Below are 15,887 nucleotides of genomic sequence, written 5' to 3'. Positions count from 1 at the left end.
TCTTAAAGAGCGCTGAAGCGCAACAACGTACCTAAGAATAAACTACAATAGAAAAGCTCGATCGCCTTTAATTCCAGATGCTGTCTCTATCTCCCAGTCTCCAAACCAGACTCTCCACCCCCCTCAAAATCGGCTCTTTTGAAGTAAATAGCCGCGTGCTACAGTCCCCCCTCTCAGGCGTGACTGACTTGGTATTCCGTCGCCTAGTGCGTCGCTATGCGCCAGACTCGATGATGTACACGGAAATGGTGAACGCGACGGGACTGCATTATGTCAAACAGTTGCCCAAAATTATGGAGGTAGACCCGAACGAAAGACCTATCAGCATTCAACTATTTGACTGTCGTCCAGATTTCTTAGCTGAAGCTGCTGTTATGGCAGTAAAAGAAGGTGCTGATACAGTAGATATTAACATGGGTTGTCCGGTCAACAAAATTACTAAAAATGGCGGCGGTTCTTCCTTATTGCGACAACCGGAAGTTGCTGAGGCAATTGTCCGGCAAGTAGTGAAAGCTGTGGATGTGCCAGTAACAGTTAAAACTCGCATCGGTTGGTCAGATAAAGAAATTACTATTCTCGATTTTGCCAAACGTATGGAAGATGCTGGTGCAAAAATGATTACCGTACACGGTCGCACCCGCGCTCAAGGTTATAATGGTTCTGCAAAGTGGGAATGGATTCGCAAAGTTAAGGAAATTCTCTCTATTCCAGTTATTGCTAATGGCGATATTTTTTCTGTGGAAGCTGCTGTACGTTGTTTGGAAGAAACTGGTGCTGATGGCGTGATGTGTTCGCGAGGAACGCTTGGTTATCCGTTTTTAGTAGGAGAAGTTGACTATTTCTTGAAAACTGGTAAAAATAAGGAAACTCCGACGCCAATTCAACGGCTGGAATGTGCTAAGGATCATCTGCAAGCGCTGTGGGAATATAAGGGAGAACGGGGAATTCGGCAATCTCGCAAGCACATGACTTGGTATGCTAAAGGTTTTGTTGGTGCTGCGGACTTGCGGGGTAAGCTAGCTCTGATAGAAACAGTGGAACAAGGTTTGGAAACGATCGATCGGGCCATTTCACGCCTTGCTACTGGTGATTATGCCAATACTAGCTGGCAAGAAGAAGACTTTGGGTAGTAAGTAGTCGGACATAAATAATGTTAACTGTCTTAAGTTTTATGAAGATGCTCAATCAGCGTGCTGTCAGCGATTGCGTAGCTTTTACAAAAGTTAACACAGTATCGTTTACTTTTGTCCGACTACTTAACTCAAGTTGCTAGTTACTTGCTTTCTGGGTACGTTGTTGCGCTTTAGCGCTCTTAATTACAACTGGGATAAGAACGCTAAAGCGAATGCCCTATTTTTCTGTGAGAGTCCAGACGCCATCGTCCCATTGTGTCTCTACGAATTCGGGATGATCCAGCCAGTACTGACAGCGCTTCAGGTACAAGGAAGCTGATTTATCAGGAACGCTCATATCTTCCAGAATTATGGCAAACTCATTCATTGCTTTCCTAAATTCCTGATTGAGGTAATGTTTGCGTCCTTTATGGTAAGTGTCGATCAAATTGTGCTTCTCGTCTGAAATTTGCTCGTCGCGCAAACCAACCAGTTCATAAACTCTCACTGGTTTATCTTTTCCCTTGACGCGAATAAAGTCAAGCTCCCTGTACCAGATGCGATCGGCACATGGCTCAAAGGTATTTTGGCTAATCACAATGTCACAGCCATATTGCTTACTAGCACCTTCCAAGCGCGACGCCAAGTTGACTTCATCGCCGATAGAAGTGAGTTCCATGCGCTGAGAAGAACCAATATTGCCACTGATAACTGAGCCGGAGTTGATGCCAATGCCAACCTTTATTTCTAGCTGATTGTTTTCGCGGCGCTTGGAATTGAATGCTGCTAAGCGATGGCGCATTTGCACTGCTGTTTGAACTGCCATCCAGGCATGATCGTGCAATGGCAGGAACGCACCAAATACGGCCATAAGCGCGTCGCCAATGTATTTGTCTAGGGTGCCTTTGTACTTAAAGACAGCATCGACCATCGACTCGAAATATTCGTTGAGCATTTGCACCACTTCTTCCGCCTCCAAGCTTTCGGTCAAGGTGGTGTAGCTGCGAATATCTGAGAACAGAATGCTAACTTCTTTGCGATCGCCTCCCATCTTGAAATTATCGCCGCTTGCCAGCAGTTGTTCGGCGACTTCCTGAGTCATGTAGCGATACATCGTACTCTTGAGGCGCTTTTCATCGCTGATGTCGTCCATCACCACTAAAGCGCCGCTAACTTTAGTAGCATCGCTGGCATTGGCGATCGTATTAATCGACAGATTCACACTGTGTTGTTCGTTACAGGCGGATTCTAATACTTGATCTGGGTAATATTGCTGGCGCTTTTTCTCATCCGTAGTGTTTAAAGCCGTTTTAAACCATTGGGGAAATTTATCCTCATCTTGTTCTTCTTTGCCTTTGATCCGCACCAATTCGTAAATTGGTTTTCCTTCCAGTTTTTCATCCTCAGCAAAGCCTAGCAATCGCTTCGCACTTTCATTTGCCGCGATAACTTTACCCTCTTTATCTGTTGAGATCACGCCGTTGGATAAGCAGCGGAGAATATCTCGCTGCATTTGTTGCTGTTGCTTGACCTCGGCAAAGAGTTTGGCATTTTGCAGCGCCACACCAGCTTGGATATTAAAGATCTGCATGAATTCTTGGTCGCTGCGATTAAAACTTGCTTTCCAGCATTCCGGTACTTTCGGCCATTGAGAGGGATCGTATGCAGGCCAATCTCCCTGTTTTTTCTTGTTGATTAATTGCGTGACGCCAATCAATTCTTGATCTGCGTTAAACACGGGCATACACAACATACTGCAAGTGCGATAACCCAAATTTTGATCTGTTTGTTTGGAAGTCTCCGAACGGGGATCTTCATACAAATCAAATCCAATCATCAGCGGTTCGTGGGATTCGGCAACTATACCCGCGAATCCCGCCGTTCTGGGAATGCAGAGTTCTTTTAATTCGCCATTAATGGGAATTTTCGTCCATAATTGATTGCGATCGTGGTCTATTAACCATAGGGTGCTGCGATCGGCATTCATCAATTTCTTGGCTTCATCCATCACTCGACCGAGGGTTTCTTCTAGGTCGAGACTGCTCTTACTTAAGGCTTCGTTCGCTTTCATCAGCGCATCAGCCGCTCGCTGTCTTTGGGTAGCTACATAAAAAGATTTAGAACTTTCCAGAATTAAGCGAATCGAAGGAGCGAATTCTTCAAAAACTTTTTCGTCTTCCTCAGTAAAACCATTTAGATTGATGCGTCCATCTAAATGCTTGGTTTGCTCGTTTGGCAACTTTAATTTGTTGATTAATTGCACTACCGCTACTAAGTCGCCTCGCTCGCTCAATAATGGCATCACCAGCATCGTGTAGGTGCGGTATCCATTTTTTTGGTCTTGCTTCTGGGCAAAAGCGGAGCGGGGATCGTCATAGAAATCAAAGGGAATATTAATCACTTTCCCGAAGGTGGCTACTTCGCCTGCAATCCCTTGGGTCGCCGGAAAGCGAATTTCTAGAGCGCGTCCTTCTTCATCTTTGGCAACAATTGACCACAGTTCGTTTTTCTCTTCGTCTACTAAATAAATTGTCGTGCGGTCTGCATTCAGTAATTCTCCTGTTTTCAGGGTAATAGCATTCAACATATCTTGGAGAATGGCATCAAAACCCTGGCTGTCGGTCAGCATTGTCAGGGTTTGATTTATCACCCGAAGTTTGTCTTCAACGCCGGTAACTACTTCTTTGAAAGAATTTTTGTTTAGGGGGGCGAGAAACGTTGAAAAAGAGCCTTCCGTTGTGGCTAATGCACCGCCACGATTCGATTCAGGAGTCGGAGCCGCAGGGGGTTGATGCACTGGCGGATTTTCCCCCTGGGGGACTACATCAATCACTTTGCGATCGCGAGCATTATGCGGTTTTGTTTTATACACTTGCTGATTTTCCACCCCGCCGATCGGTTTCTGAGGATGAGCTTGTCCTTTTCTACGCAGCGATGGATTATCAACTTTCGCGACTAGCTCAACTCCCTTACCCGATAGCGTTTTAATCTCATCAGTATCTACTTGTGTCATTTTACGCACCTGCTCATGCTCTGCTTGTGCGACTGCGTTATGATATATCCTCTTACCTTTCTGAGTATTACTTTGTGTCATTTTACTCAAGGGCGGACGCTCTGCTTCGGCGACTACATCGATCGTCTTAGCTTCCTGAGTATTTACTTGTGCGACTACATCGATCGTCTTAGCTTCATGAGAATCTCCTTGTGTCATTTGAAACACCGACTGATTTTCTGCTGACTCGACAAGATCGATCGCCTTAGCTTCATGAGAATCGCCTTGTGCCATTTGAAACACCGGCTGATTATCTGCTTCTGGGACTATATCGATCGTCTTAGCTTCATGAATATTCCCTTGTGCCATTTTACGCACAGGCTGATGCTCTACTTCTGGAATTGCACCTATTACACTCGGCGCAGGAGCGTACACTTGTGGAATTTGTTGCAGAGGCTGATTTTCCACGTCCAGAATTGCATCAACTACACTCGGTGCAGGAGTACCCGATGGTGCAATTTGAGACACGGAAGTTTTAACGTAGGGGACTACATCTATCACAGTGGCAGTCTGTGCAACAGATGGCAGATGCAAACGGGATGCGATCATAGTTGTTTATAGAGTATTGGAGTTACAGATTGGTATGTGAAACGCTAGAAGTTTAATTTACAGATTAGTTTACTATATGTTTTTTTTCCACGCTCCCGTGAGATTTTATGATTCTGACATTATGCCACGGAATATTTGTGCCGCTGATTACCAAACTTTTCCCATTTGCAGAATTTTCGTAACCAGGAGCTTTGAATAAACACTTTAGAACTCTTTTGTTGTCAAACTGTTAAGGATTGTTTAAAGTTTTGTCAATTGCCGTCTCAGTATGAGATCCTGAGTCTGGGAGAGGTTTTGGTTTAGAAATTGGTAATGGCTGCATTTGACGGTGAGAAGCAGCTTGTGCCAGAAGAGATTCGGCAAAGGCTATCGCCTCAGTGCCAAACTCTCCGCCAGCTAGCTGAGCCAGTTCTTCACTGCGAGTGAGATGATTGTCGAGGGCAGATACCCGCACGACGGTGCGAACATCTGAGTGCTGAGTGTTGGATATCTCATGACTGGTGACTGCTGACTCCTTCTCGATAACTTCTTTATCAACTCGGAAGTGACGATCGGCCATAGCGGCGACTAGGGGCTGGTGGGTGACGCAGAGAACCTGATGGTGTTGAGAGAGTTGGTGGAGCTTTTGAGCGATCGCCACAGCAACCCGTCCAGACACTCCCACATCAATCTCATCAAATATTAGTGTTCCCACAGAATCCACTTGAGAGAAACACGCCTTCAGCGCAAGTAGAAAACGACTCATTTCCCCGCCAGAGGCAGTTTCTGTCATCGGATGCAGCGGTTCCCCTGGATTGGGGCTAAACATAAATACAATCTTGTCAGCACCGTAAGACGTAGGCGGACAGGGCGCAGTTTCTACTTGAAACTGTACCTTTTCCATCGCCAAGGGCTTAAGTTCTGACACCAAACGAGCTTCCAGTTCATCGGCGGCAGTGCGGCGCAACTGAGTTAGACTAGCACAAGCTTTCTCAAGTATGGCTTTTCGTTCCTGATATACTTGCTCCAGAACTTCGATCGATTGTCCGCCCCCTTGTAGTTCCTCCAACTCAGATTGGACGCGCTGACTGTATGCGATCGCTTCCCCCAGACTAGGGCCATACTTGCGGCAAATTTGTTTAAGATCCCGGATTCGCTGTTCCACCGTTTCCAGACGTTGGGGATCTGCTTCTAAATCTTCACCGTAGGCATTAATTTGTCGTCCCGCTTCTTCCACCTGAGATAGAGCCGCACTTACCATATCTAGAATTGGTTGCAGCTGGACATCGTAGTTCACCATATCGATCAAAACTGTTTCCGCTTGACCCAGTATGTCAGCAGCGGCATCAGCTTCGCCATCATTTTGATATAAAGCTTGATAGACTTGGTAACTTTGCTTTTGCAATTCTACAACGTGACTGAGGCGCTGACGTTCTTGTTCGAGATGTTCTGATTCATCGGGATCTTGAAGATTAGCGGTACTCAGTTCTTTTAGCTGAAATTCCAGTAAATCCAACTTTTGCAAGCGCATCTGCTCGGACTGGCGACGATTTTCCAAGTGAGAGAGTGCCTCAGAGCAGGCTGTAAAAGCTGCGAAGACCTCTCGCCGCTGTAGGAGTAGGGGGGAACCGCCGAAACTATCGAGGCAATGGCGCTGACGTGCTGGCTGTCCGATTTGAACCGTTTGACCTTGAGCGGTGATCTCTACCAAACGCGATCGCAGTTGTTCTATCTGCTGTCGGTTTACCACCACCCCATTGATCCGCGATCGACTGCTACGCAGCACACCCTGACTGGTAGACATTTCGCGACTGCATACCAAAGAAATTTCATCCAAAAGGTCGATTTCTTGTTCAGCAAGCCAGTCAGCCAACTCCGCAGTCAACTTAAAAGTCGCTTCCACTACAGCACGAATAGCCCCAGTCCGAATAGACCTGCTGGTAACTTTACCTCCCAAAGCGGCATCGATCGCATCGAGAATAATCGACTTTCCCGCGCCAGTTTCCCCAGTCAACACATTTAGACCTGGGCCAAATACAAGCTCCAGACGATCGATCAGGGCAAAATTTTCAATCCGCAATCCAAGTAGCATGAGGGGACAGGGGCAGAGGGGCAGAGGGGCAGAGGGGGATTTAGCAATTCCTCAATCCAAAATCTAAAATCTAAAATCGACCAAATTAGGTATAGCGTAAGTTTGGGTAGGTGAGGTCTTCATCCGAGTCATTGTTACAATGTTTAACATAAAGACCCCGACTCGGTTTTATTCATGAATTTAAAGACGGTATCGCCAAGCTCATCTAATTCTTATTCAGAAGCAAGGCTTCAGAAGCCTGCATACCCAGCCATGAGGAATGATGCAACGAAAGTTGTTGCCCCGACGGTAACGGTAGAACAGGCATCGCAGTCGCCAACGCCAGCTAAACGGGTTACTGTTGTGGCATCAGAGAAGGAAACAGAAGGGCTACGCTATGACCCAGAAGCGATCGCCGAGTATTATCAGCAGCGTCCATTACAAGTATGGGGAAGATTTGTAGGCATAGTGTGGCCGTGTGTCACTTTTGCCGCCAACTTGTGGTTGGATCGTCAGCTGGGGCGCATAGCCAAGAACCAGAAGCGACGAGCCGTTCAGCTGCGGGAAATCTTGACCAAACTAGGCCCAGCCTACATCAAAGTGGGACAAGCCCTATCCACCCGCCCAGACTTAGTTCCGTCCTTATACTTGGAAGAATTAACCAATCTGCAAGACCAACTACCCCCCTTTCCCAACGAGGTAGCTTACAGGTTTATAGAAGAAGAACTGGGTGCAAAACCCGAAGAAATATACGCAGAACTATCGCCAGAACCCTTGGCGGCTGCTTCTCTGGGCCAAGTTTATAAAGGCAAACTCAAAACAGGTGAAACTGTCGCCGTAAAAGTACAGCGACCCGACCTTACCCAGAGAATAGCACTCGATTTATACATCGGGCGTTCTTTGGCTGCATGGGCGAAGAAGACCTTTAAACGGATACGCAGCGACTTAGTAGCGATCCTGGATGAATTTGGCAGCCGCATCTTTGAAGAACTGGACTACATCCAGGAGGGACATAACGCCGAGCGATTTGAGCAGCTATACGGTAATGTACCGGATATCTATATTCCCAAGATTTACTGGGAATACACACAGCGTCGCGTTTTGACGATGGAGTGGATAAACGGCACCAAGTTGACTAATCTGGAAGCGATCGAGAAACAGGGAATAGATGCCCGTCATTTGATAGAAGTAGGAGTACAGTGTTCCCTGCGTCAGCTGCTAGAACACGGCTTCTTCCACGCCGACCCCCATCCCGGCAATTTGCTAGCCAGCCCAGATGGCAAATTAGTTTATCTGGACTTTGGCATGATGAGCGAAGTCAAGCCCTATCAGCGTTATGGCTTAATTGAAGCAGTCGTGCATTTGGTCAATCGGGACTTTGAAGGCTTAGCCCGCGATTACGTCAATTTAGAGTTTTTGACGCCCGACACCGACTTGACGCCCATCATCCCCGCATTTGCCGCCGTATTTAACGATGCCCTGGGAGCAAGTGTAGCCGAACTAAACTTTAAGAGCATCACCGATCAGCTCTCGGCGTTGATGTACGAATATCCGTTCAGCGTACCCGCTTACTACGCCCTAATTATTCGCTCCCTCGTCACCTTGGAGGGAATCGCGATCCAAATAGACCCCAACTTTAAAGTTCTCAGCAAAGCCTATCCCTACGTTGCGAAAAGGCTGCTGACAGATACATCGTCGGAATTAAGGACTTCTCTACGGGATCTCCTGTTCAAAGACGGCAAATTTCGCTGGAATCGTTTGGAAAACTTGCTGCGGAATGCCGGTATCTCTCAAGACTACGACCTCAATCAGGTGTTGAATCAGACTGTAGACTTTCTGTTTTCCGAACGGGGCGAGTTCATTCGCAAAAACCTGGCCGATGAAATTGTCAATGGTTTAGACTCTTTAACGCGCAATAGCTTCCAAAATTTTACCTATGCCTTTCGCGAACGGGTTGGCTTAGGGGTAAACGAGAAGCCCGTTGCAAGCGAAACGCCTCAAAGTTTGGCACATATCAAGCGGATTTGGCAGATTCTTCAGGAAACTCCTGGTTTTGACCCAACGCAACTGCTTCCGCTGATTCCCAAATTGCTAGTGAAGCCAGAAACGCAGGAGATGGGTCAGCAAGTAGCTAGCGGTTTAGCCCAGCGTGCTGTGGCGCGGCTGATTCGGGAAATTTTAGTAGCCGAAGAACCCAAATCAGCCCAGAATAACGGTCACAAGCAGAACTCATCCACCAGATTAGCGCTGCCTGAGCCACTAGGGAAGAGGGGCTAGGGGCTAGGGGAATTTTAGATTTTAGATTTTAGATTTGAAATTTGAAATTTGAAATCTGAAATCTAAAATTTGAAATTCTCCCCCCCTCTGCCCCTCTGCTCCTCTGCACAAGCGCCCCTCTGCCCCTAGCTGCTCCCCTCTAAGGCTTGAACCTTTTGCTGACAGGCTTCGAGTTCGGAGCTAAAGCGGGTGAGCAGTTCCTCTTTTTCTGCTTCTAAGGCTTGAACCTGTTTTTGTAACTTGATTTCCAACTGTTGAATCTCTTCTCTACGGGCTTCTAGTTCTACGGAACGGCGGGCTAAATCTTGCTTTTCTAATGTGAGGGATTGCAGCCCTTGTTCAACCCGTTCCTTTTCTTGCTGCAAAAAGGCCGGGGTTATGCCACTGGCGAGATAATTTTCCACCAGATTCAGCACCCAGTCTGTGGCAGCTTTAACGCTCAAAATCTGGCCTGCCGGGGAAAGTTGTACTAAAACCAGTAAGCCATCGTTGTAGGAATCTGCTTCTGTTGCCGGAATTATCTCAGATTCGCTCATCAATGCCCAAGTATGTCCAGATTCTTGGCGAGCTATTAATCGCAGCCTGGGCTCACTTGACAATCCTTGCTTTTGCACCAGGGCCAAATGTAGCATTGCCTTTATTTTTTACTACCTCACGTCCAATTTATAATATCGTTTCTGCTCTAGGTGACTCAGCTAAGTATGTAAGATTTCAGTATATTTTTTGAGTCGTTAAATAAAAGTTTAAACCTCTGTCATCCCCCTAGTAGGGGAAAATGACGAATATTGCGCGATCGCGTTCCCTGTACCAAAGCTGATATAGCAAAGTGCTGAGTGCAAAGAGTGGAAACACAGTCGCTTCCTTGCGGGGAATAGCTCAATACTGTCCTAACATATCTGACTATAGCTATACAAGCTCAAACACATATGCAAACAACAACGCTCCCACGCTGGCTAGTTCGCCGAGATATCGATGGATTCTTCGGGCTAGCACTCGATAATTTTATTCAAATCTTGCTGATTGTCAATCTATGCGGGGGGGTGCTAGGCTTCCCACCGTCTTTGATTTACGGACGCATTCTGCCGGGAATAGCGCTGAGTTTGATAGTTGGTAATTTTTATTACAGTTGGCTGGCTTACCAACAGGGGCAAAGGGAACAGAGAGATGATATCACAGCTTTGCCTTATGGTATCAACACTGTTAGTCTGTTTGCCTATGTTTTCTTAGTGATGTTGCCAGTGCGGCTGGGTGCTTTAGCCAAGGGCTTCTCTAGCGAACAAGCTGCGGAATTGGCTTGGCAAGCGGGTTTGGTGGCTTGTCTGGGCAGCGGATTGATTGAATTCTGCGGTGCTTGGATTGGCAATACTCTGCGTCGAATCGCTCCTCGCGCCGCTCTACTCTCTACTTTAGGCGGAATTGCGCTCACTTTTATTGCGATCGGCTTTCTCTTCCGCACTTATGCCAATCCAGTTGTGGGATTAGTGCCGTTAGGGGTGATTCTCCTAACTTACTTCGGTCGGGTAAAGTTTGCCATTCCGGGTGGTTTGTTGGCGGTGTTGCTGGGAATTGCCCTTGCTTGGGGAACGGGATTGATGAGTTGGGATAGCGCCCGATTTGTTGAGGCTGTAAAACCAATAGGGGTTTACTTACCCGGCTTTTGGTTGGGAGATTTGTGGCAAGCACGCGGGGTTTTGGTAGACTACCTCAGTATTATCTTGCCGATGGGATTATTTAACCTGGTTGGCAGTATTCAAAATTTGGAAAGTGCGGAAGCAGCGGGGGATACTTATCCTGCTACGCCTTGTCTGGCGGCAAATGGGATTGGTACGATCGTGGCGGCTATCTGCGGTTCCTGTTTCCCGACTACAATCTATATCGGTCATCCGGGTTGGAAAGCGATGGGGGCGCGGGTGGGATATTCTGTCCTCAATGGTGTAGTGATGGGTTTGCTGTGTTTGAGCGGTACTGTTGCGTTTTTAGCATATTTTGTGCCGATCGAAGCTGGGATGGCGATCGTTCTTTGGATCGGTATTGTGATTGTTGCCCAAGCTTTTGAGGCTACACCACGTCATCACGCGCCAGCAGTGGTTGTGGGGTTGTTACCTGCGATCGCGGGTTGGGGGGCACTCATCGCCAAAAACTCTCTTCGCGCCGCTGGTTTGGGTACACCAGACAAACCTTTTACCGCAGATTTAGTCCCTCTCTTTAAACTGAGTGACACCTATATCGATGGTGCCTTTGCACTGGAACAAGGGTTTATCTTTTCAGCGATGATTCTGGCTGCGATCGCAGTTTACATCATAGAACGAAATTTTCGTCAAGCAGCATTTTGGTCATTAGGTGCAGCCTTACTTTCCTGGGTAGGTTTAATGCACAGCTACAATTGGACAGTTGCCGATACCGTGATTAAGTTGGGTTGGGGTGCGGGAAGTTCTTGGGCAGTTGGTTATATTTTGTTGGCGATTTTGTTTTTCTATGCGGAATGGCAAGAGAGGAATGAAAAGGCCGATCGGCAAAGTAAAGAATCTGAATGAGTAGGTTAGTTAACCCTAATTAAGAATAGTCGCTCATACTTCAGGTGAAATTAAAGCTAAAGCGCGATTCAGAATTTCTTCTCGATTAACCATATTTTCCAATTCGGCTGTCTCATATCGCCCTTCTGCTACTTCCAGCGATGCTTTATCAGCTGCCATTGGATATGCAGCTTCTAAAACTTCACGTAATTCTTCCGCGTTCAGGTAATAGCCCCCTGCCTTATGGCGCTTATTCTTTTCCTGAATTTCCCTGGCACTATTGCGAATTGAAACATCCCAAGAACGAGTGGTGCGATTTTCAGCTTGCTGCTTAATCAGGTGCAGCAGTAAAATTTTGGCATAGCTGCGAATGTTATTAATTTTGTCGTCGCGGCTCATTTCTTCCAGTTCTTCGATTATTAGCAATGCTTCTGGAATATCACCCTGCAAGAGCAAAGATTTAAGAGCAAGTAATTCTTCCATAATAATACCTGAATATTGGTTAATTGCTATTGTATCCAAAAACTCGTCGCCTAGTCCTGGCTGCTGGCTTTCATACCAAGTAGCTGTGATGTCCATGCTGACCGACTTGAATGGAATAGTGGGCGACTGGTACACCTCAAATATAGCCGAAACAGTTTCGATCGCCAAATTGAAACCGGACTAAAGGATTATACAGATAAAGATGCCACCATGCTTTTCATGGACGTTTTAAAATTAATTTGTAATATCCTAAAGAGCCTCCTTCCGGGTTCAAAGTAAAGGGCATTAATAGACCAGCGATTGAATTTCTGATTAAATATTTTGGTAATAAATTAGCAATCAATTTGGCTTTCCAAGACAAGCTAAAAAATCTCACAGACAATTTTTTCAACCTTGATACAGTTGGCTGAACTGCTGAGGAAAGGTTTTCAATAGTTTGAATTTGAAAGCCGATAGATTTGGCATTGGCAGTCCATTCCTCAATTTCTCCAAACCCATGCTGAACTGCCATCGATATTTCTGTGAGTTGAGTTGCAGTTTGAAATAATTTTGGGAGTTGTTCGAGTTTGGTGTTGCGATAACCATCAAATATAATTAATTGACCACCAGGACGCAGCACGCGGAAAATTTCTGCCAACGGTATTTTGGCTTGAGGTGCATGACATAAACACTCAAAGGCAAACACAATATCAAATGAGCGATCGGGAAATTCTAAGTCATTGAAATTTCCTTCTTGAAAAGTCAGGTTAGAAAAGGCACGGGCTTTTTGACGTGCTATTTTAATATGCAATGGAGTTATATCGATGCCGGTGAAGTGTACTTCTGGATACTGCTGTGCTAAAAAACGGCTATTAAACCCTTTGCCACATCCCAACTCTAAAACATCATTAGCGCCAAATTTGTTAATTTGTTCTGCAACCACTTTGGGTTGAGCATAGTAACCATCAGGATCGAACACCCCATCGAAATTCAACGCCATGTGGATAACATCTTGTCCGGAGTGATAGGTTTGATAGCCCCATTCACTTTGGGTGTAGTAAGATACGGTAATATCGGAATCGAATTCCTTTAAGACGCGATCGCATCCAAAAAGCCAGTCAATTTTAGCGATCGCATCTGCTAAAGTCATTTGATTGGCAAGCATAGCATAGTCTTGTTGCGAACCCGCAGTAAGTAGTTTAATAATGAAGTTTTTAATCAAATTTATTCTATCCTCTAACTGCTAACTGCTTGAATAAATATATTAAATTTTATCTTAACCCGCTCGCGCTTTATTTGCAAGGTCGTTTGGAGCGATGGGGCTTGATTTTTCGCGATCGCTCCTGCTGTCAAAATCAGCGGTAGTAATTTCAGTTTCATAGCGATAATCGTTGCGATCGCTAATGGTTCACGGTTCGTGGTTCATAGCTCATTGCGGAGCGATCGCGCACTCGATTCGATGACAAAAAAGCCGATCGCTCCGCAACCCTCACGATAACGGTTGAGATTCATCCACTAAAGTGGGAGCCACCAACGGTTCTCCACTGGCTGGCGGTTCCGCCGGTTTACCAAAAGCGATCCGCAGAAATGGTGGAGCCAGAAATGTGGTCAAAATCACCATAATGATAATGGCAGCTTCCAACGGCTTGTCAATCACGCCACTGGCAGAACCGATACCTGCAAACACCAGCCCAACTTCGCCACGAGGAATCATCCCGACACCTATAGCCCACCGATTAATCCCCGGTTGCCCAAACACTGCCCAGCCTGTTACTATCTTGCCTGCGATCGCCACAGCAATCAAAAATACCGCAATAAACAAACCCGCCCGATTATCGGGCACAGTTGGATTCAAGACCCCCAAATCCGCTCTAGCTCCTACAGCGACAAAGAAAATGGGCACAAAAAGGTCGGCGATGGGTTTCACCAATTCATCCAACTCTTTGCGGGCATCGGTTTCATCCAGCACCAACCCAGCCGCGAATGCTCCTAAAATCGCTTCCAGATGAATTGCGTTGCCCAGGAATGCCATAAAGAAGGCAAAAGTAAACGCCGGAATCACGATATTGCCACGGGTTTTAAAATTTTCCACAACGGCAATAAAGGTTTTGTTGAAGATGTTACCCAACAGGATAGAACCAATCAAAAAAGCTGTTGCACTGACGATTAAGTAGATGACATTGACAACATCAATCTTCCCAGTTTTGGCTAAACTGGCGACAACCGCCAGGACAATAATTCCCAGCACATCATCAATTACCGCTGCACCAACAATGATTTGACCTTCTGTGGATTTGAGTCGTCCCAGTTCGGATAAAACCTTAGAAGTGATGCCAATACTGGTTGCTGTGAGTGCAGCCCCCGCAAAAATGGCCGGAATGGCGGGCACGTGGAAGAATGTCATGAGTCCAACTGTACCAGCCGCAAAGGGCACTGCTACCCCGACACAGGCAACCACCGTGGCTTGAGAGCCCACTTCCTTGAGTTGGCGCAGATCCGATTCCAGCCCAATCTCAAACAGCAAAACGATTACACCCAGTTCTGCCAGAACGGAAATAACTTCGCCTTGGGACTGAAATATGCTGGTCAACGCTTCTGGAGTCAGATTGTTAATCCATTGCAGAACAGTCATGACCCCCGAATCGGATGCTTGGAGTCCACTCTCCGGGAAGACGATCAGATGCAAGGCAGATATGCCCACAATTACCCCAGCTACCAGTTCGCCCAAAACGGGCGGAAAATCAAGGCGCTTGGAGATTTCAGCGCCGATTTTACTGGCGACATAGATTACCACTAAACTCAGCAGCACCCCGGTGAGGACAATCGGAGCATTTTCGGCTTCAGCAGTTGCCAAGAGCGGTTCTTGGGAAACGAGGGATGATATCCCAGGGAAACGATATGCGATCGCATTGGTCAAAAACATAGGCTAGGCTCTTCTGTACAGGATTGTTCAATGTTAAAAGAATTGGGAAAAATGTTTTTCTGACCATTACCCATTCCCCATTCCCCATTACCGCCATAACAAAAAGCTCAGTTTGTCAACCCCTCAGAGATCCAACAATATAGACTTGCAGCCCTTTGTCGTAGGTATGCTGCTTTGGACACCGCATAATTAAAATTTTCGGATAACCGACATATTTATGATGCCGTGTTCCTCCAAAAATGTTTCAATATGAACATTAGCATAATAATTCCAAAACACCCATGTTATAATATATTACTATTGTATTGCGAAAGAGAAATCATGACTATCGATACAGAGATATTTCAAACTATCGTCAAAATGCCAGATCCTCTAAAAAAAGAGATATTGCATTATGCAGAATATTTACTTGAGAAACAAGCAAAGACTGAATTATCTCAAGAACAGCTTGAAGAAATTCATGGTTATGGTAGTTGGGCTGGTCAGATCGTGATGTCTGATGATTTTGATGAACCACTGGAAGATCTAAAGGAATATATGTAAGATGAAAGCCCTCTTAGATACTCATGCCTTCCTTTGGTATTTGCTTGGCGATCCCAAGCTGGGTAGTAAAGCGAAAGAAGCGATCGATACTAAAACAGGTTTGTATTTTAGTATTGCCAGCCTTTGGGAAATATCCATTAAAATCAATGTTGGTAAGCTTCAACTGAATCGACCATTTCAAGACCTGCAAAAGGAATTGCAATACATTAACGCTCAACTCTTACCGATTACGTTTGAAGATACTGAAACTTATATAAGTCTGCCATTGAATCATCGCGATCCGTTCGATCGCATTCTGGTAGCACAGGCAATAAATCATTCCCTTGTTTTAATTAGTCGCGATCCGGCTTTTGATGCTTATCCAATTCAGCGGTTGTGGTCATAAGGAAAGCAAAATGAGGTTTTA

General features: G+C 46.0%; 12 protein-coding genes. 5 read left to right on the top strand and 7 right to left on the bottom strand.

Annotated elements, in window-relative coordinates; all coding sequences use genetic code 11:
* The first annotated feature begins 77 nt into the window (after positions 1-77).
* A complete protein-coding gene (gene dusB / locus LAY41_RS00495; protein WP_249092945.1) occupies positions 78-1,130 on the top strand; it encodes a tRNA dihydrouridine synthase DusB in 1,053 nt (350 codons plus the stop codon).
* 220 nt (positions 1,131-1,350) lie between these two features.
* Here the strand turns inward: dusB and LAY41_RS00490 are convergent, their stop codons facing one another.
* Positions 1,351-3,909, bottom strand: coding sequence for a GAF domain-containing protein (locus LAY41_RS00490; protein ID WP_249094014.1), 2,559 nt, complete (start codon positions 3,907-3,909; stop codon positions 1,351-1,353).
* A gap of 1,033 nt (positions 3,910-4,942) precedes the next feature.
* The gene (gene recN, locus LAY41_RS00485; RefSeq protein WP_249092942.1) at positions 4,943-6,784 is read right to left on the bottom strand and encodes a DNA repair protein RecN; all 1,842 of its coding nucleotides are present in this window, start codon (positions 6,782-6,784) and stop codon (positions 4,943-4,945) included.
* A 174-nt stretch (positions 6,785-6,958) separates the two neighbouring features.
* Here recN and LAY41_RS00480 point away from each other — a divergent pair, with 174 nt between their 5' ends.
* Positions 6,959-9,040 (top strand): ABC1 kinase family protein, encoded by a 2,082-nt coding sequence (locus LAY41_RS00480; RefSeq protein ID WP_249092940.1) that lies wholly within the window; start codon positions 6,959-6,961, stop codon positions 9,038-9,040.
* 125 nt (positions 9,041-9,165) lie between these two features.
* On the opposite strand, the gene LAY41_RS00475 is transcribed toward LAY41_RS00480, so the two are convergent.
* Positions 9,166-9,672: a hypothetical protein gene (locus LAY41_RS00475; protein WP_249092937.1), complete on the bottom strand. Its 507-nt coding sequence runs from the start codon at positions 9,670-9,672 to the stop codon at positions 9,166-9,168.
* 294 nt (positions 9,673-9,966) lie between these two features.
* Here LAY41_RS00475 and LAY41_RS00470 point away from each other — a divergent pair, with 294 nt between their 5' ends.
* Positions 9,967-11,574, top strand: coding sequence for a SulP family inorganic anion transporter (locus tag LAY41_RS00470; RefSeq protein ID WP_249092935.1), 1,608 nt, complete (start codon positions 9,967-9,969; stop codon positions 11,572-11,574).
* Positions 11,575-11,607: 33 nt separating this feature from the next.
* Here the strand turns inward: LAY41_RS00470 and LAY41_RS00465 are convergent, their stop codons facing one another.
* The 4 genes from LAY41_RS00465 to LAY41_RS00450 all read right to left on the bottom strand — a co-directional run bounded on the left by LAY41_RS00465 (position 11,608) and on the right by LAY41_RS00450 (position 14,938).
* Positions 11,608-12,036 (bottom strand): DUF29 family protein, encoded by a 429-nt coding sequence (locus LAY41_RS00465; protein WP_249094012.1) that lies wholly within the window; start codon positions 12,034-12,036, stop codon positions 11,608-11,610.
* Positions 12,037-12,253: 217 nt separating this feature from the next.
* Positions 12,254-13,180, bottom strand: a complete 927-nt coding sequence (locus LAY41_RS00460; protein WP_249092933.1) for a class I SAM-dependent methyltransferase — start codon at positions 13,178-13,180, stop codon at positions 12,254-12,256.
* A 71-nt stretch (positions 13,181-13,251) separates the two neighbouring features.
* Complete coding sequence (locus tag LAY41_RS00455; RefSeq protein WP_249092932.1) at positions 13,252-13,395, bottom strand: hypothetical protein; 144 nt, start codon at positions 13,393-13,395, stop codon at positions 13,252-13,254.
* A 109-nt stretch (positions 13,396-13,504) separates the two neighbouring features.
* Positions 13,505-14,938, bottom strand: a complete 1,434-nt coding sequence (locus tag LAY41_RS00450; protein WP_249092930.1) for a cation:proton antiporter — start codon at positions 14,936-14,938, stop codon at positions 13,505-13,507.
* Positions 14,939-15,259: 321 nt separating this feature from the next.
* Here LAY41_RS00450 and vapB point away from each other — a divergent pair, with 321 nt between their 5' ends.
* A complete protein-coding gene (gene vapB, locus LAY41_RS00445) occupies positions 15,260-15,481 on the top strand; it encodes a type II toxin-antitoxin system VapB family antitoxin (protein WP_249064391.1) in 222 nt (73 codons plus the stop codon).
* Between the two features lies 1 nt (position 15,482).
* Positions 15,483-15,866 (top strand): type II toxin-antitoxin system VapC family toxin, encoded by a 384-nt coding sequence (locus LAY41_RS00440; protein WP_249092928.1) that lies wholly within the window; start codon positions 15,483-15,485, stop codon positions 15,864-15,866.
* Positions 15,867-15,887 lie beyond the last annotated feature (21 nt).

Origin of the sequence: Argonema galeatum A003/A1 (genome assembly GCF_023333595.1) — a bacterium.
GTDB lineage: Bacteria > Cyanobacteriota > Cyanobacteriia > Cyanobacteriales > Aerosakkonemataceae > Argonema > Argonema galeatum.
Note: the sequence above shows the minus strand (reverse complement) of the source record. Positions and strands in the feature narration are given on the sequence as shown.